General features: G+C 52.5%; 19 protein-coding genes. 14 read left to right on the top strand and 5 right to left on the bottom strand.

Annotation, left to right across the window (positions count from 1 at the left end):
* Positions 1–321: 321 nt before the first annotated feature.
* The 4 genes from KSY55_RS06945 to KSY55_RS06930 all read right to left on the bottom strand — a co-directional run bounded on the left by KSY55_RS06945 (position 322) and on the right by KSY55_RS06930 (position 3,752).
* Positions 322–1,002 carry a methionine ABC transporter permease gene (locus KSY55_RS06945; protein ID WP_004222544.1) on the bottom strand — a complete coding sequence of 227 codons (681 nt, stop codon included), beginning with the start codon at positions 1,000–1,002 and terminating at the stop codon, positions 322–324.
* 1 nt (position 1,003) lies between these two features.
* Entirely contained in the window at positions 1,004–1,822 is an 819-nt protein-coding gene (locus KSY55_RS06940) for a methionine ABC transporter ATP-binding protein (protein WP_004222543.1), read from the bottom strand.
* 87 nt (positions 1,823–1,909) lie between these two features.
* Entirely contained in the window at positions 1,910–2,755 is an 846-nt protein-coding gene (locus KSY55_RS06935; protein WP_217749641.1) for a MetQ/NlpA family ABC transporter substrate-binding protein, read from the bottom strand.
* Between the two features lie 196 nt (positions 2,756–2,951).
* A complete protein-coding gene (locus KSY55_RS06930; RefSeq protein ID WP_004222541.1) occupies positions 2,952–3,752 on the bottom strand; it encodes a Cof-type HAD-IIB family hydrolase in 801 nt (266 codons plus the stop codon).
* A 132-nt stretch (positions 3,753–3,884) separates the two neighbouring features.
* On the opposite strand from KSY55_RS06930, the gene KSY55_RS06925 reads away from it, so the two are divergent.
* From KSY55_RS06925 to tig, 8 genes are all read left to right on the top strand, one after another.
* The gene (locus KSY55_RS06925) at positions 3,885–5,033 is read left to right on the top strand and encodes a M20 family metallopeptidase (RefSeq protein ID WP_004222540.1); all 1,149 of its coding nucleotides are present in this window, start codon (positions 3,885–3,887) and stop codon (positions 5,031–5,033) included.
* Between the two features lie 77 nt (positions 5,034–5,110).
* The gene (locus KSY55_RS06920) at positions 5,111–6,808 is read left to right on the top strand and encodes an NAD+ synthase (protein WP_118292843.1); all 1,698 of its coding nucleotides are present in this window, start codon (positions 5,111–5,113) and stop codon (positions 6,806–6,808) included.
* Positions 6,809–6,854: 46 nt separating this feature from the next.
* Complete coding sequence (locus KSY55_RS06915) at positions 6,855–7,049, top strand: hypothetical protein (protein ID WP_003834504.1); 195 nt, start codon at positions 6,855–6,857, stop codon at positions 7,047–7,049.
* Between the two features lie 190 nt (positions 7,050–7,239).
* Entirely contained in the window at positions 7,240–9,615 is a 2,376-nt protein-coding gene (pflB, locus tag KSY55_RS06910) for a formate C-acetyltransferase (RefSeq protein WP_004222538.1), read from the top strand.
* A gap of 119 nt (positions 9,616–9,734) precedes the next feature.
* On the top strand, positions 9,735–10,616 hold the full coding sequence (pflA, locus tag KSY55_RS06905; RefSeq protein ID WP_033524052.1) for a pyruvate formate-lyase-activating protein: 882 nt from the start codon (positions 9,735–9,737) through the stop codon (positions 10,614–10,616).
* Positions 10,617–10,809: 193 nt separating this feature from the next.
* Positions 10,810–11,442, top strand: coding sequence for a DUF3000 family protein (locus tag KSY55_RS06900; protein ID WP_065435287.1), 633 nt, complete (start codon positions 10,810–10,812; stop codon positions 11,440–11,442).
* Positions 11,435–12,730 carry an HRDC domain-containing protein gene (locus KSY55_RS06895; protein WP_022245245.1) on the top strand — a complete coding sequence of 432 codons (1,296 nt, stop codon included), beginning with the start codon at positions 11,435–11,437 and terminating at the stop codon, positions 12,728–12,730. The genes KSY55_RS06900 and KSY55_RS06895 overlap by 8 nt, the downstream gene beginning before the upstream one ends.
* A 52-nt stretch (positions 12,731–12,782) precedes the next feature.
* Positions 12,783–14,144: a trigger factor gene (tig, locus tag KSY55_RS06890; protein WP_004222525.1), complete on the top strand. Its 1,362-nt coding sequence runs from the start codon at positions 12,783–12,785 to the stop codon at positions 14,142–14,144.
* Positions 14,145–14,258: 114 nt separating this feature from the next.
* On the opposite strand, the gene KSY55_RS06885 is transcribed toward tig, so the two are convergent.
* Complete coding sequence (locus KSY55_RS06885) at positions 14,259–15,008, bottom strand: ElyC/SanA/YdcF family protein (protein ID WP_065437413.1); 750 nt, start codon at positions 15,006–15,008, stop codon at positions 14,259–14,261.
* Positions 15,009–15,191: 183 nt separating this feature from the next.
* On the opposite strand from KSY55_RS06885, the gene KSY55_RS06880 reads away from it, so the two are divergent.
* From KSY55_RS06880 to KSY55_RS06855, 6 genes are all read left to right on the top strand, one after another.
* Entirely contained in the window at positions 15,192–15,905 is a 714-nt protein-coding gene (locus KSY55_RS06880) for a GNAT family N-acetyltransferase (RefSeq protein WP_022245152.1), read from the top strand.
* 645 nt (positions 15,906–16,550) lie between these two features.
* Positions 16,551–16,916: a DsbA family protein gene (locus KSY55_RS06875; protein WP_217749642.1), complete on the top strand. Its 366-nt coding sequence runs from the start codon at positions 16,551–16,553 to the stop codon at positions 16,914–16,916.
* 341 nt (positions 16,917–17,257) lie between these two features.
* Positions 17,258–17,419 carry a hypothetical protein gene (locus KSY55_RS06870; RefSeq protein ID WP_217749643.1) on the top strand — a complete coding sequence of 54 codons (162 nt, stop codon included), beginning with the start codon at positions 17,258–17,260 and terminating at the stop codon, positions 17,417–17,419.
* A 4-nt stretch (positions 17,420–17,423) separates the two neighbouring features.
* On the top strand, positions 17,424–18,329 hold the full coding sequence (locus KSY55_RS06865; protein ID WP_160271621.1) for an ABC transporter transmembrane domain-containing protein: 906 nt from the start codon (positions 17,424–17,426) through the stop codon (positions 18,327–18,329).
* 2 nt (positions 18,330–18,331) lie between these two features.
* Complete coding sequence (locus KSY55_RS06860) at positions 18,332–19,081, top strand: ABC transporter ATP-binding protein (RefSeq protein ID WP_217749644.1); 750 nt, start codon at positions 18,332–18,334, stop codon at positions 19,079–19,081.
* Between the two features lie 22 nt (positions 19,082–19,103).
* Positions 19,104–19,823 carry a hypothetical protein gene (locus tag KSY55_RS06855; RefSeq protein ID WP_217749645.1) on the top strand — a complete coding sequence of 240 codons (720 nt, stop codon included), beginning with the start codon at positions 19,104–19,106 and terminating at the stop codon, positions 19,821–19,823.
* Positions 19,824–19,916: the final 93 nt, after the last annotated feature.

Genomic DNA, 19,916 nt, shown 5'->3' with positions numbered 1-19,916 from the left:
ACTGTGCGCCCCTGCATATCCGAGTTTTTCACGGCGCTCGGGTACACGAACCGTGGCGAGCTGACCATCACCGCCATTAAAGCCGGATACTGATTGGTTTCTGACTTGAATTTCGGTGCATGGTAGAGTGTCCTTGCCGTGAATCCCATCATCTCCCATCGAGTCGGGGAAATGCGGAGCAAAAACAGGTTATATCATAGATTGAGTTGTTGAACTCAACAAGTAAGCGCACCACGTAGCAGTGTTTTCGCATACAAGAATCGGATCCGAACACAATTATTCAGACCCGATTCTTGCATATAGGAGCATGAAAGCGTCGGTTTAGCGCTCGTGATGGTCGATGTGGTCGGACGCCACGTCGCCGATGGTCTGCACGATCTGTACGAGGATGACGCACAGAATCACGGCCACGGTCATCACGTCGTACTGGTAACGCTGGTAGCCGTAGCGGATGGCGATATCGCCCAAACCGCCTGCGCCGACGGTGCCGGCCATGGCGGAGAAGCCGAACAGGGTGATGAACGTCAGTGCTGCGCCGCGCACCAGCGACGGCAGGCTTTCGAACAGCAGCACTTTGAACACGATCTGCAGATTGCTGGCACCGAAGCTTTGCGCGGCCTCCACCAGACTTCCGTCCACTTCGGCGAGCGACTGCTCCACCACGCGTGCCACGAACGGCGCCGCGGTGATGACCAGCGGCACGATGGCTCCCGGCACGCCGAGCGAAGTGCCGACAATCAGTCGGGTCAACGGGATGATGGCCACCAGAAGAATGATGAATGGTACGGAACGCACGATGTTCACGATCCATCCGAGCACGGTGTTGAGTGTCGCATTCGGGCGGATGCCCTTCTTTGCTGAGGTGATGAGCAGTACGCCCACAGGTAGGCCGATCACATACGCGAGTAGCGTCGCTACCGCGGTCATGATGATCGTGTCACGTACTCCCTCGACCAGCAGTTCGCCATAATCGGCGATGAATTGCGAGATAATCTGTCCCATTTCACTTCACCTCTTCCTTGGTCGGCGAGTCCGTCTGCTCATCGGACGAAGCGGAATCATGCTTATGGCGATGGTTCTCCACTTTCGCATCGGTGATCAGTGTTTTCAGAATGTCGCTTTGCGGATTGGAGAACAATTCCTCCGTATCGCCCATCTCCACGATGCGTCCGCCATCAATCATGGCCACACGGTCGCAGATGTTGCGTGCCACGGACAACGAATGCGTGATGATGACCAGCGTCACGTTGAGCTCGCGGTTGATGCGGCGCAGCAGGTCAAGGATCTGCGCAGTCGTGGTGGAGTCGAGTGCGCTGGTGGCCTCGTCGCACAGCATGATGGACGGATTGTTGGCCAACGCGCGTGCGATGGCCACGCGCTGCTGTTGGCCGCCGGACAGCTGGCTCGGATAACGGTCGGCCAGATCGGCCAATCCAACCAGGTCAAGCAGATAGCGGGCACGCTCCTCGCGCTTGTTTTTCGGCGTATGGTTGAGCTCCAGTGGGAACGTGACGTTGCGCAGCACGGTGCGCTGCTGGAACAGGCTGAAATTCTGGAAGATCATGCCGATTCCGGCACGCACGTCCGCCAGCTCCTTGCCTTTCGCATCGGTGATGTCCTCACCATCGACGCGCACTTTGCCGGAAGTGGGACGTTCCAACAGATTGATGCAGCGCACCAACGTGGACTTGCCCGCGCCGGAGGAGCCGAGGATGCCGAAGACTTCACCCGAATCGATGGTCAGGTTGATGTCGTGCAGCACCTCATGCGCCTCGGCGCCACTGCCATAGCTTTTGTGCAGATGGTCGATCTGAATCGTCATAATGTCCTGTTCCTATTGATGTTCCATAATAAGAATGCCGCAGGGTAGTATACCTGCGGCATTGAATTCTTGCAGCCGAAGCGGGTCTTAGAAGACCGGCACCACAGCGCCCTTGTAGTTCTTGTTGATGTAGTCGCGCACCTCGTCGGACTTCAAAGCCTTCTTGAGCTCCTTGGTCTTGGCGGTGTTCTCGTTGCCTTCCTTCACCACGAGGATGTTCTGGTAGGTTTTCGCGGCCAGGCCGTCGGCCTTTTCGGTGACCAGTGTGTCCTTGGTCGGGTCGAAGCCGGCTTGAATGGCGTAGTTTCCGTTCAGTGCCGCGATGTCGGCATCCTTGATGACGGTCGGAACCACGGCGGCCTCAAGCTCCTTGAACTTCAGATTCTTCGGATTGGAGGTGACGTCCTTCGGAGTGGCGTTGATGTCCTTCGGATTCTTCAGCTTGATCAGACCGGCATCCTGCAGCAGCAGAAGCGCACGGGCCTCGTTGGTGGCGTCGTTCGGCACGGCCACGGTGGCGCCATCCTGCAGATTCTGCAAATCCTTGGTCTTGCCAGGGTATAGGCCGAATGGCTCGAAGTGGATACCTTCCACGGACACCAGATGCGTGCCCTTCTCCTTGTTGAAGTTGTCGAGGTACGGCTTGTGCTGGAAGTAGTTGGCGTCCACTTCACCATCCTCGGTGGCGGTGTTCGGCTGAACGTAATCGGTGAACTCCTTGACTTCGAGCTTATAACCGTCTTTCTCGACGAGCGGCTTGACGGCCTTGTTTAGGATTTCCGCGTGCGGGGTCGGGGAGGCCGCCACGGTGATGGTCTTGTCATCCTCCTTGGAGGCGGCGCCGTTGGAGCCAGAGTCGCCGCAGCCGGCCAGACCGAAGGTCGCGAGCGTGGTGACGGCGAGCAGCGCGCCGAGAAGCTTCTTGTTACGCATGGTTGAGTTCCTCTCTCAATTCGCTATACGGGCCGCCCGTTTGCCACGCGGCGGACCCAACGATTGACCAATATAGAGGAACCATCGACGGCAACACGGCGTTCACTTATTGAAAATACTTATAAAGGGCATGAAAAACGCAGAAATTCGCGAAAACCGTCTTATAAAATCGCAAGAAAACTCTTAAAAACCTTTTCTACAGAATTTCAAAATGATGCAATGCATTCGAGATTCCGGCATCGTCGACACTGTCGGTGACGTAATCGGCTACGGTCTTCGGTTCGTCAGTGGCGTTGCCCATAGCCACGCCTATGCCGGCGAAACGTAGCATATCCACGTCGTTGCCGCCATCGCCGAACGCGATCGCATTGTCCCTCGACCAACCAAAATGCTCAAGCACGACCTGCATGCCGACCGCCTTGCCGCCATCCGCAGGAATCAGGTCGGTGAAGTCGGGATGCCACCTCACACCGCGCACGTTGCCGCACATGCCGGCGATTTCCGCTTCCGTTGCCTTATCCACATATGGGCTGATCTGGAATGTGCGATGGTTTCCTATACGTTGCTGCGGATTGCATATGTCGATTTTCGGCGCGGTTTTGCCAAGGCTGTTCCACGTACGTTCCAAAGCGGCGTTGATGCGATTGAAATACCCGTAGTTGCTTTCCGCGTAATTGGCGACGACATCGGTATGCGATTGCAGCCAGTCGGTGATGATCTCCACATCGTGCAGGTCGATTGGATGACGGTAATCGAGGCCGTCGCGTGTTGTGCAGAACTGGCCGTTAAGGCCAACAATGCCATCAAATTCGACGGGAATGGTGTCAAGCACCACACCCATATAGGAGGGTGCGCGCCCCGAACAGATGAACACCTTCACGTCTTTTTTCTGCAACGCATGCAATGCGTCGATGGTGGATCGCGGCACCACATGCGTGACGAAACTCGTCAAAGTGCCGTCGATATCGAAAAACGCAGCCTTGATGTCCGATGACATGCCGATCTCCCCGTGAATCCGTTCAAAACGTCATCCAGCTTACGGGGAAAAACTGCGGAAAACGCCATTGTCGGCACGAAAAACGAACACGAAAATAGGAAAAACGTCCGGTTGCGCCTACAATCGTCAACCATGAGCGAACATATTGAGATCACGCCGGAGATCATCGAGATCCGTCATTATCTGCACGCACATCCCGAGCGCAGTTTCAAGGAATACGAGACAAGTGCCTATATCGAGAAACTGCTACGCGCGCACGACATCGAAGTGCTCAACAACCCGCTTGAAACCGGCGTGGTCGGCCTGATCCGCGGCGAGCAACCAGGCCCGCGCATCGCATTGCGCGCCGATATCGACGGTCTGCCCATCCAAGAGGATACTGGCCTGCCGTTCTCGTCCGTCAACGACGGTGTGATGCACGGTTGCGGCCACGACCTGCACATGTCTTACATGCTCGGAGCCGCATTCTGGCTCGCAAAACGCCGCAAGCGCATCAAAGGCTCCATTAAACTGCTGTTCCAGCCTGCCGAGGAGCTCGGTCTCGGCGCGAAAGCTATGGTCGATGCGGGGTTGCTCGCCGACGTATCCGCCGCCATCGGCGCCCACAACAATCCGAATTACGCGCCCGGACAGATCGCCGTAGGCCCCGACCCGATGATGGCCGGCTGCGTGAAATTCCACGTTACTCTGCATGCCGCCGGCTCACATGCCGGATATCCACACAAGGGCACTGGTCCTATCGAGGCGCTCGCCACAATGATTCTCGCCTTGCAGACCATCGTCAGCCGCAATGTCTCACCATTCCATCCGCTCGTGCTGTCCATCACCGAACTGCACGGCGGCCACGTGTGGAATGTCGTGCCGGACAAGGCCAGCTTCCAAGGAACCGTACGCTACTTCCATAAGTCCGACGGCGAACTGGTCGAGAAACGCTTCAAGCAGCAGGTCCAATCCATCGCCGCGGGCTACGGCATTACCACAGACATCGACTGGGATGACTTTCAGAATCCGCTCGTCTCCGACATGGAACTATCCAAAATCGTCGCTGACAACGTGCGCGACTACGCGCAGCTCGAGCCAATCCATCCTTCGATGGCGGGGGAGGATTTCTGCGATTTCATGCCCGTCACCATGCCGGTGTTCGCCTTCATCGGTTCCAATGGCGAGAAAGGCTGCCCCGATTGGCATAGCCCGCATTTCGTCGGTCTAGATGAATCACTGCAGGCCGGCGTGGAATTCTACGCCAACGCGGCGCTGACGGTGCTCAACGAACTTTCGTGACACGCGTGCGGTCCGCTTTCAATTCGCGATCGTAAGAAAATAAAACGTTCAACAAATCAACGGTAGGTTAGGCAGCTATGACAGACATTCGCTTCGCACTCGCTCAAATCGACACCTGCGTCGGAGACCTTGATTCCAACGCCGGTAAGATCATGCGATACGTCCGCCGCGCCGCGCAACAGGGCGCGCAAGTCGTCGTATTCCCGGAAATGACATTGACCGGATATCCCATCGAAGACCTCGCCCTGCGGGCCACCTTCCGCAAAGCCGCGTGGAACAAAGCCAACTGGCTTGCCACCGAACTGGCTGCCGATGGGCTTGGCGACCTGTTTGTGGTGGTTGGCACGGTCGGCACTGATCGCGAGACATCCAAGCCACGCAACCGACTCGTCGTATTGCATGATGGCGTGGTTTGGGCCGGCTACGACAAGCACTTCCTGCCCAACTACGGTGTGTTTGACGAATTCCGCATTTTCAGTCCTGGCAATAAGTCCATGGTGCTTGATGTGAATGGCGCACGTATTGGTGTGGCTATTTGCGAGGATATCTGGCAGGATGGCGGTCCTGTGGCAGAACTTGCCGAGCAGCATATTGATTTGCTGCTTACCATGAACGGTTCTCCGTATGAGGAGGGTAAGACTGATACTCGACTCGATCTTGCGGTACGCCGTGCGGCTGAAGTGAACGCGCCGATGATCTACCTCAATCAGGTGGGTGGTCAGGACGATCTGGTGTTCGATGGTGGCAGTTTCGTGGTTGATGCTGACGGTACACTGCTGGAACGTTCTCCGATGTTCATGGAGGATTTGAGCTTCTTTGATTTGGATACTGCCTCCGAACATCAGCAGGTTGGTGTTATCGCAGCCAAGCCTGATCCGGATGAGGAAGTGTATACCGCTTGTGTGCTAGGCTTGAAGGATTACATGGCCAAGAACCATTTCAAGGGCGTGTGCTTGGGCTTGTCTGGAGGTATTGACTCCGCATTGGTGGCTGCCATGGCTGCTGATGCCGTGGGAGGAGCCAACGTGCATGGCATTTCCATGCCGAGCATGTATTCGTCTGATGGTTCGAAGGATGATGCTGCCGATTTGGCGAAGAATATTGGCGCGCATTATGATGTTCAGCCTATTGAGCCGCTGTTCGTCTCCTTCCAAAAGCAGCTTGATCTTGAAGGTGTGGCTGCTGAGAATTTGCAGGCGCGTATTCGTGGCGTGATTGTCATGGCATATTCGAATTCCAAGGGGCTTCTGGCTGTCGCCACGGGCAACAAGTCGGAGCTTGCCTGCGGTTATTCCACCATTTATGGTGATGCAGTCGGTGGATACGCTCCGATTAAGGATCTGCTGAAGACTCGCGTGTGGGAGATTTCCCGCTGGCGCAATAAGGCTGCCTCCGAGGGCATGGGTATCGGCGGGCTGCATGTCGTGGGCAACGAACAGGGGCTTGCTGGGACTCCTTTGCCGGATGGCGTGATGATTCCCGTCAATTCGATTGAGAAAGCCCCGTCCGCCGAGCTTCGCCCGGGGCAGAAGGATTCTGATTCGCTGCCGGAGTACGAGCTGCTCGACCAGGTGCTGGCGATGTACATTGAACATGCGCATGGTCGTGAGGATCTTCTGGCAGACGGTTTCGATGAGACCACCGTCGACACGGTTATGCGACTGGTCGATCGTGCCGAATGGAAGCGCCGTCAATACCCGCTTGGGCCAAAGGTGACGGCATTGGCGTTCGGACGTGACCGCCGCTTGCCGATTACCAACGCGTTCCGCGAATAGAACAGCGGCGGACTATTGTTTCGTTGCGCGCTTCGTAAGGAGTGATATGGAAAAGCAATGGTATTTCAATACGGTTACCGAACAGCCTGAACTGGGCATGATATCACCGGCGAGCCATCGTATGGGACCATACAAAACCAGGGAAGACGCGCTCGATGCATGGAAGATCGTGCAGGAACGCAACATCAAATGGGAAGAACAGGATCGCGAATGGAAACGCTGGTCTTCCGATGAAAAGTAGTTGATGCGATATAAGAAATCGCGGTGTCTGGATTACGGCACCGCGATTTTTTCTTATACTTCGCAAGTGTGACATATGTCACTTTTATTTCCTCGTAAACTCAGGTTCTATACAGGTTTATGCAGCTAGAATCGATAACTAGCGACGACGTAACGATGCGTCGCCAAACCAACACCCAGAAGGAGTGGAAATGGCAGCAGTTGATGCGACGGCAGTCTCCCCGGAAGAGCTTCAGGCTAAGGCTTGGGAAGGCTTCGCTGAGGGCAACTGGCAGAAGGACATTGATGTCCGTGACTTTATTCAGAAGAACTATACGCCTTATGAGGGCGACGAGTCCTTCCTGGCTGACGCCACCGAGAAGACCAAGCACCTGTGGCAGTACCTCGATGACAACTATCTGGCAGTAGAGCGCAAGCAGCGCGTCTACGACGTCGACACCCACACACCGGCTGGCATCGACGCATTCGGCGCCGGCTACATCGACTCTCCGGAAGTCGACAATGTGGTTGTCGGTCTGCAGACCGACGTTCCTTGCAAGCGCGCCATGATGCCGAATGGCGGTTGGCGTATGGTCGAGCAGGCCATCAAGGAAGCCGGCAAGGAGCCGGATCCGGAAATCAAGAAGATTTTCACCAAGTACCGCAAGACCCACAATGACGGCGTCTTCGGCGTGTACACCAAGCAGATCAAGGTTGCCCGCCACAACAAGATCCTCACCGGCCTGCCGGATGCCTACGGCCGTGGCCGCATCATCGGCGATTACCGTCGTGTGGCACTGTATGGTGTGAACACCCTGATCAAGTTCAAGCAGCGTGACAAGGACTCCGTGCCGTACCGCAACGACTTCACCGAGCCGGAGATCGAGCACTGGATTCGCTTCCGCGAGGAGCATGACGAGCAGATCAAGGCCCTGAAGCAGCTGATCAACCTCGGCAACGAATATGGTCTTGACCTGTCCCGTCCGGCACAGACCGCTCAGGAAGCAGTGCAGTGGACCTACATGGGCTACCTCGCTTCCGTCAAGAGCCAGGATGGCGCCGCAATGTCGTTCGGCCGCGTCTCCACCTTCTTCGACGTGTACTTCGAGCGTGACCTGAAGTCCGGTAAGATCACCGAGACCGACGCACAGGAGATCATCGACAACCTGGTCATGAAGTTGCGTATCGTGCGCTTCCTGCGTACCAAGGATTACGACGCGATCTTCTCCGGCGATCCGTACTGGGCGACTTGGTCCGACGCAGGCTTCGGCGATGATGGCCGTACGCTGGTCACCAAGACCTCCTTCCGTCTGCTCGACACCCTGACCCTCGAGCACCTTGGACCTGGCCCGGAGCCGAACATCACCATCTTCTGGGATCCGAAGCTGCCGGAAGCCTACAAGCGCTTCTGCGCCAAGATCTCCATCGACACCTCGGCAATCCAGTACGAGTCCGACAAGGAAATCCGCTCCCACTGGGGCGATGACGCCGCCATCGCATGCTGCGTCTCCCCGATGCGCGTGGGCAAGCAGATGCAGTTCTTCGCAGCCCGTGTGAACTCCGCCAAGGCCCTGCTGTACGCCATCAACGGCGGCCGCGACGAAATGACCGGCATGCAGGTCATCGACAAGGGCGTTATCGAGCCGATTCAGCCGGAATCCGACGGCTCATTGGATTACGAGAAGGTCAAGGCCAACTACGAGAAGGCTCTCGAATGGCTGTCCGAGACCTACGTGATGGCTCTGAACATCATCCATTACATGCACGATAAGTATGCATACGAGTCCATCGAGATGGCTCTGCACGACAAGGAAGTGTACCGTACCCTCGGTTGTGGTATGTCCGGCCTGTCCATCGCAGCCGACTCCCTGTCCGCATGCAAGTACGCCAAGGTCTACCCGATCTACAACAAGGACGCCAAGACCACTCCGGGCCATGAGGACGAGTACGTCGAAGGCGCCGATGACGATCTGATCGTCGGCTACCGCACCGAGGGTGAGTTCCCGCTGTACGGCAACGATGATGATCGCGCCGACGAGATCGCCAAGTGGGTTGTCTCCACCGTCATGGGCCAGGTCAAGCGCCTGCCGGTGTACCGCGGAGCGGTCCCGACCCAGTCCATCCTGACCATCACCTCCAACGTGGAATACGGCAAGGCCACCGGCGCCTTCCCGTCCGGCCACAAGAAGGGCACCCCGTATGCTCCGGGCGCAAACCCGGAGAACGGCATGGACTCCCATGGCATGCTGCCTTCCATGTTCTCCGTCGGCAAGATCGACTACAACGACGCTCTTGACGGCATCTCGCTGACCAACACCATCACCCCTGATGGCTTGGGCCGCGACGAGGATGAGCGCATCGGCAACCTCGTGGGCATTCTGGACGCCGGCAACGGCCACGGTCTGTACCACGCCAACATCAACGTGCTGCGCAAGGAACAGCTCGAGGATGCCGTCGAGCATCCGGAAAAGTACCCGCACCTGACCGTGCGCGTCTCCGGCTACGCGGTGAACTTCGTCAAGCTCACCAAGGAGCAGCAGCTCGACGTGATCTCCCGTACGTTCCACCAGGGCGCCGTCGTCGACTGAGACTGAACGGTACCGTGTGAAGCGGTAGAGTGCAAGGGGCGGAGCGTGAAAGCTTCGCCCCTTGGTTTTCCCTGTACAATGTGGGGAAACCATTGGAGAGATACAACGAAAGGACACCGATGTCTGAGAACGTACATTTTCGCTCCACAACAAGGCATATGCTCAGAGAATCGCAAAACTACGTCAACCAAACGCTTATGGGAGGGTTGTCAGGCTTCGAATCGCCGATCGGACTGGACCGGCGTGACCGCATCAACGCGCTGAAAAGCGGTGATATCGGCTTCGTGCATTCCTGGGACATCAACACGTCCGTCGACGGTCCGGGAACACGCATGACCGTCTTCATGAGCGGTTGCCCATTGCGTTGCCAGTATTGCCAGAATCCGGATACGTGGAAAATGCGTGACGGCAAGCCCGTCTATTACGAGGCCATGGTCAAAAAGATCGAACGCTATGTGGATCTTTTCAAGGCGACGCATGGCGGTATCACCTTCTCGGGCGGCGAATCCATGATGCAACCGGCGTTTGTTTCCCGCGTGTTCCGTGCGGCCAAGGAGATGGGCGTGCACACCTGCCTCGATACTTCCGGATTCCTTGGCGCAAGCTATACCGACGACATGCTGAACGACATCGACCTGTGTCTGCTTGATGTCAAGTCCGGCGATGAGGAAACCTACAAGAAGGTGACTGGCGGCATTCTGCAACCGACCATCGATTTCGGACAGCGTCTGGCCAAGGCCGGCAAGAAGATCTGGGTGCGTTTCGTGCTTGTGCCCGGGCTCACCTCATCCGAGGAAAACGTTGAGAATGTGGCGAAGATCTGCGAGTCGTTCGGCGACGCAGTGGAACATATCGATGTGCTTGGATTCCACCAGCTTGGCCGTCCAAAATGGCATATGCTCAACATTCCCTACCCGTTGGAAGACCAGAAGGGGCCGTCCGAGGCAATGAAACAGCGTGTGGTGGAACAATTCCAATCGCACGGCTTCACCGTCTACTAAACGGGAAGCCACGCATATTCCAGCCAACGATTCCGGCAAATCAATCGTTTGAAAGTGCCTCAGCGATTGGAAAAAGGAATATTCGTGCAATTGTTGAACCAGCATTCGCCACGCGAAAAAATCTTCACATTCGACGCGTGGCGAAATGCTGTGAAATACCGCAAAACCGGCGACTCTGCCGTAGCCTTGAATCATGGTGGACATCTATGCTTTTCCTCAAGGCACGCCCAACGAAGCGCGTGCCACAGGTAGGGGATCGTGCGCCTACGCCGACCCTCCTGAACAAATGTTGACCCGACCCTCCGGTGTGCCAGACAAGGTATGGGACGCCGTGCTTTCCGTAGAACGCATGCCTCGATTACCAAGCGTGTCGTATCGTGAGATTCCAGTGCCGTGCGCCATGGCGAGTTTCGGCATTGGAGTTGAGATGCAATGCGACGAGGCGCGTTCCACAGGCTGGATCATGATGTTGTATTCGCACAAATACCGAAATGACTGGCATTCTCATTGGCGTTGCGTCGCTTTCGCCGCGTTGCCGTTGTCTGGAGGCGAAGGCGATTGTCTGATACCGTCCATGTATTGGGATGCGATGATGGACCGTGTTGGTTCGTGCGATGTCGAACATGTTTCGGGAACCGTCACAGTCACGAAAAGCACGACGTTTGGCACTCAGTCCGACGCTCCCGAAACCGGGTGTGAGATTCGTGTGTCTTGGACGCCACTAGACTATGCCGATGGAGGCCTTGACGCGGGCGCCCAAGTGGGCGCGTGGGCTAGGTTCCTCCGGTCCATGACGCAATCCGAGGAGGATTATCCCGTTGACTGACGAGCCAAGGTTGCAGGCCGAGCCGCGTGAGGGCGTGCCCGATGTGATCGACACCCTACCGGCATTCCGCGAGTACTGCAGCGCATTGGCGTCTTCGCATGGGTCTTTGGCTGCGGATGCGGAACGTGCGTCTGGCTTCCGATACGGTCATGACGATTGGTTGGTGCAATTCAAAAGAGACGGTGCCGGCATAGGATTGCTTGATCCGCAGGCATTGGCTGCGGAAGGTGCCGATTGGAACGATTTCAATCGTGCGGTGGGCGATGCGGTATGGATTCTGCATGATTCGTTGCAGGATCTGCCGGGATTCGTTGATTTGGGATTGCAGCCGAAACGTTTGTTTGATACGGAAATCGCTGCACGGCTGCTGGGGCTCAAACGTTTCGGATTAGCTGCCGTTACCGAGCATTATCTGGGACTGACGCTTGCGAAAGAGCATTCCGCGGCCGACTGGTCGTACAGGCCGCTGCCCCGAGACTGGCGTAATTATGCGGCGCTGGACGTTGAATTGCTGATCGAGCTTGAAACGACCATGCGCGCCGAACTGCAAAAGCAAGGCAAGATCGAATGGGCTGAGGAGGAATTCGATTACGCGCTGCGCGAAGGAACTGCGCCACGTAAGGAGCATCCCATCCCATGGCTGCGCATCTCGCATATCACCGAAATCATGAGGGACCGCCAGGCCCTGGCCGTGGCGAAAGCATTATGGACCAAACGAGATGAACTGGCACGCGAATACGATATTTCGCCGACACTGCTGCTCGCCGACAGCACCATCATCGAAGTGGCGGAACGCAAGCCGCATAACGCCGCGCAATTCAGGGCGGTCCGTTCCATCAACGAGCGTGTACGCATCCAAGCCGGTGCCGAACAGGAGAAAATGTTCGAACGTTACGCGCCGATCCAACGTAAAATCAAGCCAAGCATGTGGAAGAGAATAATCCAACAGGCGCTTGATCTGCCGGAAAGCGAATGGCCGGTCATCGAAAGCGGCAATCCCCAAAACCAGGAGGCGCAGAGCATATCCGCTCCACGAGCGACGCGAGTCTGGAGGGAACGTTATCCGGAACGTCTCGCAACGCTTGACAAGGCACGCAAGATGGTGGCGCAGATAGCGGAAGACACGCGTACCCCCGCGGACGTCATCATCAAACCGCAGTATCTGCGCAACCTGTGTTGGACCGACGAACCGCAAAAACGTGACGTTGCGCAATTCCTCACCGAGCAGGGCGCGAGGGCGTGGCAGGTCGCGCTGGTTGCAGAGTCCGTGAGTCGCGCTATCATGTAGAGGTTGCCTAACGGCAGAAATGTGAAGAACCGTATTTTTCAGGAGCGCAAGCGTGAAAATCAGCGTCAGGAATCTTGAGCCGACCAAGGTGAAGCTCACCGTCACCGTTGATCCGGAAGAGTTCAACCCGTATCTCGACAATGCTCGCAAGGAAATCGCCAAGCAGGTCAACGTGCCTGGCTTCCGCAAGGGCCACGTGCCCGGCAAGATCATCGACCAGCGCATCGGCTTCGGTGCCGTTGCTGGCGAAGCCGTGAACAACGGTGTGCCGGAGCTGTACTCCAAGGCTCTCGAAGAAAAGGGCATCCGTCCGATGGCCCAGCCGGAAATCGACGTTCAGGAAGTTCCGGAATCCGCCAAGGACGAGACCAAGCTGAAGTTTGTGGCCACCGTTGAGCGTCGCCCGGACATCGAACTGCCGGAAATCGACGGCATGGAGATCGAGGTCGCCAAGGCCGAAATCACCGACGAAGACATCAACAACCGTCTGGAAGCCCTGCGCCAGCGTTTCGGCACCCTCGTGGGTGTGGATCGCCCGGCCGCCAAGGGTGACTATGCCAACATCGACCTGACCGCCGAAATCGACGGCGAAGTGGTCGACTCCCAGGAAGGCGTGAGCTACGAGCTCGGCTCCGAAACCATGCTTGACGGTCTGGATGAGGCTCTCGAAGGCCTGTCCGCCGGCGAAGAGACCACCTTCGAAGGTACCTTGGAAGCAGGCGAGCACGAAGGCGAGAAGGCTCAGGTCAAGGTCAAGGTCAACTCCGTCAAGGCTGAAGAGCTGCCGGAACTCGACGACGACTTCGCTTCTGAAGCCTCTGAGTTCGACACCCTCGACGAGCTGAAGGAAGACCTCAAGAAGGCCGCTTCCCAGGATGCCGAAGGTCGTCAGGCCACCGCAGCTCGTGACGCTTTCATCGCCAAGCTCGAAGAGGGCCTGGAGATTCCGGTGCCGAAGGGCGTCAAGGCTGAAATGGTTGAGCAGCAGCTCAAGGGCGTGACCGCTGATCCGGCCAATGCCACCAAGGAGCAGAAGGCCGAAGCCGAAGAAACCGTCGAAAAGGAACTGCGCGACCAGATGGTGCTCGACGTGCTCGCCGAGAAGCTGGACGTCAAGGTCTCCCAGTCCGACGTGTTCAACTTCCTCGCTTCCATCGCCCAGCAGTACGGCATGGATCCGAACGCCTTTATCCAGGCCATCATGCGCAACGGCCAGCTCGGCTCCGCAGTGCAGGAAGTCGGCCGTTCCAAGGGCCTGCTCGCCGGCATGCGCGCCGTGACCTTCAAGTCCGAGGGTGAAACCCTGGACCTGAGCGCCTTCCTTGGCGAAGCCGCTGAAGATGAAGAAGCCGAGAGCGTTGAAGCTGCTTCCGCAGCCGCCGCTGTGGCTGACGAACTTGCTTCCGAAGAGTGAGCTTCGATCGATAGCTTCTGACTCGTAAGAGTCCCAAATAAGTTGAGGGGTTGGTTCCAAGAGCCAACCCCTCAACTTATTCCCGATATGCTTACAGCTTGAGAAACTTGAAATCTACAGCAGGAATTTAATCTCAGCAAAAAACTCGCGAACCATATTGTTGACGAGCATGTTCGGGGGAGAGCCAGCCGCAATGCCTTGGGCGTTGTCCAAACCATATTTGTCGGCAATCTGCAACGCGCGGAACATGTGGAAATTGTTGGTGATCACCCCTACGGAAGCATTATCGTCACTGATCAGCTTCTTGCTGTTGACAATGTTTTCCTCAGTGGTCTTCGAATCCGGCTCTTCAAGAATGCGCTGCTCGTCAATGCCATGTTCTTTAAGATAATCAGCCATGCCTTGGGCTTCGGGGAACGGCTCGTTCGGTCCTTTTCCGCCGGAAACGATGCAGATGGTATTCGGATTCTCATCCAAATACTCAATAGCCTTGTCGAGACGGTAACGAAGCACAAGGCTTGGCCCGGACTTGCGCACCTGAGCTCCAAGCACCACCACATAATCGAGATTTGGTTCACCTTGCGCATGCATTTTGCTGACAATGCAACCTTCCACCGTGCCGAATGCGACCAGACCGACGCATGCGACTGCGATTGCCACACCTCTGACCAGTCTTGGCAGCATCGCCCACCATTGGAAGAGCACTCCGAATCCAAGCACGGCGAACAGCGCCGCGAATGCTAGCCAGACAATCCAGAATACTGTGCCGGAATGCGTGTTACGCACTGCGAAAGAGTAACAAACACATACCGCGGCGAGCACTATGCATAGCGCGCCCGCAATTCGTCTAACCAACGTTGCCATATGAACCTCTCATTCATTGCGCGTCACACGCAATCCTGTCTCATCCTAAGCGCGTGACCCCAGACCCCCAAGCGTCACACGCCAATGCCAACAAATCCTACGCATTCCTGTTATTTCAATACCATGCGCATTATGTCATCCGTGAGCGGAGTTTTGGTATGGCTGCGGCTAGGATGGGGGAGCATGACTTCAGAAATGATTATGCTCCGACCGATGCGTCGCACGGATTTTCCCGCGCTTGAAGAGCTTGTCCGTCAGGCTTGGTATGTGGATGATGAGTCGGATGATAATGGGAACGTTCCGAACGATGAGCGCGGGTTGCGTAAGTATAAGCTGCGCAAGGCGATTCACTTGCGTAATATGCATCGACTCGCGGCCATCGACATGCATGATTTTCTTTCCCGCACCACCGAGGCTACGGTCGCTGAACGTGATGGTCGGGTGCTTGGCGTGGTATTGGGCTCGTTGAGATCCCGTGTTACCACAGCGCAGAGGATACGTCATGCTATTACGCGAAATTGCTTGGCGTTGCCCTTGTTGGCAAGTAAGGATGGCCGTCGAGGACTTGCCGATCAGATTGCGATTTTGCAGGTCGATGAAGTGTTGAAACGAGATGCCGGCAAAAGCTATCAGGCTGAGATAACGTTGTTTGTGGTTTCCCCGGAAGCGCGGGGCATGGGCGTCGGACGTAAGCTGTTCAACCACATGCTTGGCGTGTTTCGTAATGCCGGAATGAACGAGTATTTCCTCTTCACTGACACTACCTGCGATTACGGTTTTTATGATTACCGTGGTTTGACGCGCAAAGCGGAACGTACTGTACGCAGGGACTCCTTTACGCAAGGCGGTCTGGAAGACGGCGCGCTTTCCTTCTTCTTGTATGAGGGGCGTTGCTGAACGTTTCTGCCTTGTATGGAAAGTGACATTTTCGGAAAAGCGTCAGTATATGGACAGCATTCACTTATTTGGGTTGTCGATCTATCGGCAATTTTGGACGGCAACAAGTGAAGAGAGTATGCCCAGTCCTTTCTAGGGCTGATTTCTAGGTTCTGATGGCCGTTTCGCAATGTGATGGGTTACAGACAATGATGTCTGTAACCCATCATGAAAAACGAGCCGTTACATGTCAAAAATGGTAGATCCATATATGGCTTGAAATGTCATCTAAGGGATGACATAAGAGAGTGAATAAGACACGAAATTGAGAAAAGTGTCAAACTGGGTTTCGTCAGTGGAAGAAATGTTTCTGGACTTCTATCTGTTTCGCTGTGATGAGAGTCTGGAAGTTCAAAGGAGTGGAAATGAAGGATTTGCTCAGTTTACAGGCTTTGATTGCGCAACCTGCAAGTATGACCTCTAAAAGGCCACCATGTGTTGACACGCATGGAAATTGTTCGACGGATCCTAATTGTGATCCGAATACGCATCATTGGCATAGTTCGTGGAGTTGGTTCTGCTGAAGTAGAAGAGTAACAGTTTTAAACTGCAGTGGCTATCTGTTTTGAAGTTAACAGATAGCCATTTTGATAGATGGATGCTGTAATGAAAAGATTGAATGAAAGAGAAAAGCAAACAATTCTCGGATTGTTTACTATATTTATAATTATTATACTTCTCGCCAGTGCATTTATTGGGCTTTTCATGTCTAGAAACAGTGCAAGTGACGCTAAAGATATAAAAAAAGCGTATGAGTCATTATCAGAAGTGAAAAGAAAACCTACAAACGCAACAAATGATGGCGGGCTACTGGTGCAAGTTGGGTCAAAAAAAGATATTCCGACTGTAGAATTTTATTTAGATCCCCTATGTCCGGCTTGTGCACAAATTGATAGAACATTAAATGATGATATAGGAAAAATGTATACGAGTGGTCAGATTAAGCTTGAAATTCATCCTGTGATTTTTTAGACAAGTGTTCATCTGACCATTATTCGGCCAGAGTATCGGGATCCATAGCCTACATTTCAGAAAAAGATCCAAAGCATGTCGTTGCATTCATTTCAGAAATATTTGATGAAAAGTTCCAGCCTTCAGAAGTAGATTATGTAGAAACGTCTGATGAAAAGATAATCGAACAAGCGATTAAAGCGGGAATATCTAGAGAAATTGCAAAGGAAAGTTTAAATGGACAGTACGATGAATGGATTGAAAAAAGTAATGATTACACAATACTACGAAGCGACCTAATAGCTCCAGGAAGGGAGGGGTTTGCGACGCCATTGATTAGGGTAAATAAGAGAATTTGGTCAATGAAGGATATGGCGCTTGATGACTTATCAGATGCTTTTGTTGAAAGCTTAGGATTAAAACCTGAAGAAGTTGGTGATGAGGATGTTAAACCTAGAATAGGCAGTAAAGGAAAGTTGCTTAAAACTAATACAAAATATTTGGCGGAAAAATCTGATGCTTAAATTTATGCGAATTAGCAAGAGAATGATTCTTGGCGTGGTTTGCAGTATCGCTGGATCGACGTTATCATTCTTTGTTCCTCTTTTGATAAAAGATTTTATAGATAATAAAAAATTTGATCTTAGTTTACTGTATGTATTCCCTTTTCTTTTTGCGGCGCAATTCATCTTGTGTGCAATTGGTGGATTGCTAATTTCAACTGAGGCCGATCTTCATGTGGCGGAATTGCGTATTCAGGCTATGGATATAATTTTTGAGAAAGATATGCTCTTTTTTGACAATGAAAATAGCGGTGAAATCGCCAGTGGAATAGTATATGATATCTCTCTGGTCAGGAATTTTGTGGCGGCTAGTATTCCTCAGTTTGTTTCGAGTGTTATCAATATACTGTTTTCCGTCGTTGCTCTTACTGTAATTAACTACAGACTATCTATTTTGGTTCTAATTATCTTTCCTGCAGTGATGATACTGGCTGTTCCCTTAGGTATATTTAATAACAGAAATGCGATGATGCTGCAAGAGAGAATAGGTAAATTAAATACGTTTACTTCAGAAATAGTGCGAAGTATGCGCACTGTTAAGTTATGTAATGCAGAGAGATGTATGCTTCTAAAATTCAAGAAACGAGTAAATGAAATAAAAGAAGTTAATCTCTTGAATGACAAAGTATATTCTTTTGTTACGCCCGTTCAAAACCTGATTTCGATTTTTTGTACTGGGGTCATTGTTTGCTATGGTGTTCATCTGATGGACGTACATCTCTTGACATACGGTTCGTTTGTTGCATATGTAATGTTATTCTTTCAGCTGGTTACTCCAGTAGGTGGTTTATTTACCTTTTATTTGAGTTGTCAAACAATCAAAGGTTCCTTAAAAAGAATCAACCGTGTCATCGGATCTCAAGAGAAGTAGATATGGAAAACTTTGCGTATAATAATGTTGATTATTTGGAATTGAAAAGCGTTTCATTTGGTTACAATGATAATGAAGTTCTTCATAATGTTAGTATGAGGTTGGAGAAGGGTGGTCGATATGCAATTATTGGACCATCTGGATCCGGGAAAACGACTATTATTAATATAATAACAGGTCTATATAGTGCAAATTCTGGAGCCATTGCTATTAATGAGAGCTTGCTTGATGGGCAGCATCTAGAAGAGTGGAGAAGGTGGTTTACTGTCGTCTCTCAAGATAATCTCCTTTTCTCTACAACAATTAAAGAAAATTTATTTTTTTGTCTTGATTTTGTACCATCAGAAAAAGACATTAATAAATGTTTGAAAAATGCTTGCTTAGATGAAATTATTTCCGTTGGTGATTTGGAAAAGGGTGTTGGTGAGCAGGGGATGTCTTTGTCTGGTGGACAGCGACAGAGATTGCAGATTGCGAGAGCTTGTTTAAGGAAAGCTCCGATACTTATTTTGGATGAGGCAACGTCGAATCTTGATGTGAAGACAGAAAGACGTGTGCTTGATAACCTATTAAGATCGCATGAGTATGATATTTCAATTGTCATTTCACATCGCTTGTCTACGATAATAGACTCAGACGTTATTTTCTTTATTGAAGATGGTTATCTTTTGGATCAGGGGGATCATCGAGAGCTCATTGAAAGATGTCCAGCGTATAGATTTTTTGTTCAAAATCAACTCTTGAAGGATTGATATAGGGGAAGAGGGAATTGTGATGGTTGGTTACTCGGCGGATGATTACCTCCGTTTCTCGGCAGATAAGGAGACCATATACTATAGCGAACCTGTTTATGCTTGTGAAGATGCTTATGTTTTGCCGACGAATGACAACTCAGAGCAATGGGGCGTTAGGTCTGATGGGCATTGGACTTATGTCAATTGTCTGATGTACTCTTTTCCTCCTCAAGGTTGGAAAATTCATATCACTTCTACAATTTATGATGCTCAGAATGTTCTCTATGATGTTGCTGAATATCTTTTCGTTAAATCTATTTCTTTTAAATATCTTTCAAGTAGAATTTGTTTCATTCAGGCGAATGGAAAATATGCGGATAGACTTGAGTTAGGTAAATTCATAACTATTTACCCCAGTTCTGAACATATTTTTATTCAGCTACTAAAAGATTTAAAAACCATTGTTTGTAAATATGATGATGGTCCTTATATCTTAACTGATAAACAATGGCAAAATAGTAATGTATTTTTCAGATATGGTGCTCTGAAGCCGCGCTTTTCAAACGAAAAGAATGTACCTGTGATAGTGACTCCTCAGGGTGATTTAATACCGGATAAAGAATTACCGCTGTATTCCTTGCCTTCTTTCGTTGATGAACCTATATATGTTAAAGAGAATAATTATTTTATTGAAATTATATATGTCTTTTTGACTATCTTTTTATATCTTCTTAAATGTCCGCAAAGCCTTATTTTATAGGCTCTACGGGCATTTTTCTTTTGTGGTAAACCTCACATATCTAGGTCTATCTTCTTATATTTTCGCTATCAAGCGTGGTTAAAATCGTGGTAA

This window comes from Bifidobacterium sp. MSK.13.1 (assembly GCF_019131435.1).
Taxonomy (GTDB): domain Bacteria; phylum Actinomycetota; class Actinomycetes; order Actinomycetales; family Bifidobacteriaceae; genus Bifidobacterium; species Bifidobacterium pseudocatenulatum.
Note: the sequence above shows the minus strand (reverse complement) of the source record. Positions and strands in the feature narration are given on the sequence as shown.

Coding starts and splice junctions, on each gene's coding strand:
- KSY55_RS06945 (WP_004222544.1), bottom strand. CDS start 1,002: ATGGGACAGATTATCTCGCAATTCATCGCCGATTATGGCGAACTGCTG.
- KSY55_RS06940 (WP_004222543.1), bottom strand. CDS start 1,822: ATGACGATTCAGATCGACCATCTGCACAAAAGCTATGGCAGTGGCGCC.
- KSY55_RS06935 (WP_217749641.1), bottom strand. CDS start 2,755: ATGCGTAACAAGAAGCTTCTCGGCGCGCTGCTCGCCGTCACCACGCTC.
- KSY55_RS06930 (WP_004222541.1), bottom strand. CDS start 3,752: ATGTCATCGGACATCAAGGCTGCGTTTTTCGATATCGACGGCACTTTG.
- KSY55_RS06925 (WP_004222540.1), top strand. CDS start 3,885: ATGAGCGAACATATTGAGATCACGCCGGAGATCATCGAGATCCGTCAT.
- KSY55_RS06920 (WP_118292843.1), top strand. CDS start 5,111: ATGACAGACATTCGCTTCGCACTCGCTCAAATCGACACCTGCGTCGGA.
- KSY55_RS06915 (WP_003834504.1), top strand. CDS start 6,855: ATGGAAAAGCAATGGTATTTCAATACGGTTACCGAACAGCCTGAACTG.
- pflB (WP_004222538.1), top strand. CDS start 7,240: ATGGCAGCAGTTGATGCGACGGCAGTCTCCCCGGAAGAGCTTCAGGCT.
- pflA (WP_033524052.1), top strand. CDS start 9,735: ATGTCTGAGAACGTACATTTTCGCTCCACAACAAGGCATATGCTCAGA.
- KSY55_RS06900 (WP_065435287.1), top strand. CDS start 10,810: ATGGTGGACATCTATGCTTTTCCTCAAGGCACGCCCAACGAAGCGCGT.
- KSY55_RS06885 (WP_065437413.1), bottom strand. CDS start 15,008: ATGGCAACGTTGGTTAGACGAATTGCGGGCGCGCTATGCATAGTGCTC.
- KSY55_RS06880 (WP_022245152.1), top strand. CDS start 15,192: ATGACTTCAGAAATGATTATGCTCCGACCGATGCGTCGCACGGATTTT.
- KSY55_RS06875 (WP_217749642.1), top strand. CDS start 16,551: ATGAAAAGATTGAATGAAAGAGAAAAGCAAACAATTCTCGGATTGTTT.
- KSY55_RS06870 (WP_217749643.1), top strand. CDS start 17,258: ATGAAGGATATGGCGCTTGATGACTTATCAGATGCTTTTGTTGAAAGC.
- KSY55_RS06865 (WP_160271621.1), top strand. CDS start 17,424: ATGCGAATTAGCAAGAGAATGATTCTTGGCGTGGTTTGCAGTATCGCT.
- KSY55_RS06860 (WP_217749644.1), top strand. CDS start 18,332: ATGGAAAACTTTGCGTATAATAATGTTGATTATTTGGAATTGAAAAGC.
- KSY55_RS06855 (WP_217749645.1), top strand. CDS start 19,104: ATGGTTGGTTACTCGGCGGATGATTACCTCCGTTTCTCGGCAGATAAG.